General features: G+C 72.0%; 3 protein-coding genes. All 3 read right to left on the bottom strand.

The annotated features are described in order from the left end of the window. Positions 1-239: 239 nt before the first annotated feature. Positions 240-479 (bottom strand): hypothetical protein, encoded by a 240-nt coding sequence (locus tag EAO72_RS41170; RefSeq protein ID WP_148022503.1) that lies wholly within the window; start codon positions 477-479, stop codon positions 240-242. After that, positions 476-1,195: a hypothetical protein gene (locus EAO72_RS41165; protein ID WP_148022502.1), complete on the bottom strand. Its 720-nt coding sequence runs from the start codon at positions 1,193-1,195 to the stop codon at positions 476-478. Before EAO72_RS41165 ends, EAO72_RS41170 begins: the two co-directional genes overlap by 4 nt. A gap of 77 nt (positions 1,196-1,272) precedes the next feature. After that, positions 1,273-1,758, bottom strand: a complete 486-nt coding sequence (locus tag EAO72_RS41160) for a hypothetical protein (protein WP_148022501.1) — start codon at positions 1,756-1,758, stop codon at positions 1,273-1,275. Positions 1,759-1,870 lie beyond the last annotated feature (112 nt).

Here is a 1,870-nt window from a genome sequence, read left to right as displayed (position 1 = left end):
CCCGCTGCCCGCCCCTGGCTCGAACACTGCTTCGTTGGAGGTGCGGGTACCCGGAACCCTTTCCAGGCCCGCAGGCGGCCGTACAGGGCTTCCGTCGGAGTCGACCCCGTGCCGCGTGTGTGGCCGCTGCTGCCCGTGTCCGGGCCGTGTGCGTCCTCGGTGGCCCTCCCGGAGGCAGAGCGCCGTGAGGACGCTCAGCGCGGCGCGGAGGGCCACGTGCGGGGCAAGCCGGGCCAGAGTCACGAGGCGGGGGTGGCGAGGTGCTCGATGCGGTACAGGTGTCGGTGACTGCCGCAGAAAATCGTCAGCAGGTCGTCCAGTGACCGGGCAGTCAGCGGGAACACGCTCGGCGAGCTGGGGCGGTAGAGGGTGGCGGCGCCGTCCGGCCAGACGACGCCCACGCCGGAGATGCTGCTGCCGTCTGACGCGTCGAGGTGAAGGGCGAACGGCTGCACGGCGGCCTCGGGCTGCTGGGTCACTTCGCCGCCTCGGTCTCCGTGTCCGGCTGGCCGGCGGCGGGCTCGGGCAGCCGGAACCCGGCCTGTTCCAGGTCGTCGATTAGCACGTCGCCCCCTTCAGAGCTGCGGTGCCAGGCGGCAATAAGGCCGAGCAGGGTGGTCACGTCGTGGGTGGCCGCGTCGGCTCGCATGCGGGTCTGCATGGCTTGCACGTCGGCCACGGTCGGACCGACCTCGGCCCCGGGCTGCTGCGCCTCGTCGGCCATGCGGCGAAGGTGCTCAAACTCGGCGTCCTGCTCCCTCACGTGGGCCTCCATGTCCCGCATGTCTCCTCGCAGGCAGTCCAGTTGCCGGACCAGCTCGGTGCGCTCAGCCCGCAGCCGATGGATCTCGGCCGCGTACTCGCCCATGAGTGGGGCGCGGCGGGTGAGCTCAGCGGACAGAACCGCCGCCTGGTCGCTCAGCTCTGCGGCCCGGTCGCGGATGACACCCCACGGCGCCCCGGTCCCCAACCCCAACGCCTCGGACAGGGACAGACGGTGCGCCTCGGTCGTGGGCTGCTGGTCGGTGGTGCCGAGGACCAGCCGGGCCGGGGGCTGGCGCAGTACGGCCATCAGGTCGGTGACTGCGAACTCCTCGGCCGCAGCCGGATCGTTCACCTCGTCAAGGAGGCCCCAGCGGCGGAGAACTTGACCGAGCTGCTCGCGGAGTTCGGTGGTGGGTGTGGTGTCGGGCATCAGGGACTCCTCGGGTGCGGGTGGAAGGATGGGGAGACGCCCCGGCCGGATAGCCCCCGGCCGGGGCGTGCGGCGTGTCACGGGGTGAGGGCGAGGGCCGAGCAAGGGGCGCTGCCGTACTCGCCGTCGTTGTCGCGCTGGCAGGAGCAGGCGCTCTCTTCACGGACGTGGGAGCAGCGCTCAACGCCGGGGTCGGTGTCGCCGTCGTCGGTGAAGTACTCCTCGCACTCGCGCTCCAGGCACTCGACGGTCCCGACCCAGACGGTCACCTGCTGGTGCTCGGCATCGGGGTTGGGAACCACGCCGTACTTGGGGCGGGCGTGCTCGCGGACTCGGCAGGCAGCCCACGGGACCATCTCGCCGTCGTCGGCCGAGCACTCCAGGCAGGCGTCCCCGGCAGGGGCGTCGAGGCAGATGTGGCCGTCGTCGCTGACCGGGTGCCGGTCGGACCACAGGTCCCATGCGTCGCCGCCGGTGCCGATGTCCGGCTCGGCGCCGTGCTTGCAGAAGCTGCTGTCGGCGTTCCAGTAGTAGGCGCCGGGCTCGTGCTGCTGTTCGGTCATTAGAGGCTCCGGGTGAGTGCGGATTGGATGGGTGGCAGGGGGACTTCGAGCTGCCCGGGGTGCACGTCGTCGGGCGGGGTGGCGGGGTGCACGTCGTCGGGCGGGGTGGCGG

This window comes from Streptomyces sp. OR43 (assembly GCF_008042275.1).
Taxonomy (GTDB): domain Bacteria; phylum Actinomycetota; class Actinomycetes; order Streptomycetales; family Streptomycetaceae; genus Streptomyces.
Note: the sequence above shows the minus strand (reverse complement) of the source record. Positions and strands in the feature narration are given on the sequence as shown.

Bases quoted from the DNA above. Each gene is read 5' to 3' on its own strand.
- EAO72_RS41165 (WP_148022502.1), bottom strand. From the start codon at position 1,195: ATGCCCGACACCACACCCACCACCGAACTCCGCGAGCAGCTCGGTCAA.
- EAO72_RS41160 (WP_148022501.1), bottom strand. From the start codon at position 1,758: ATGACCGAACAGCAGCACGAGCCCGGCGCCTACTACTGGAACGCCGAC.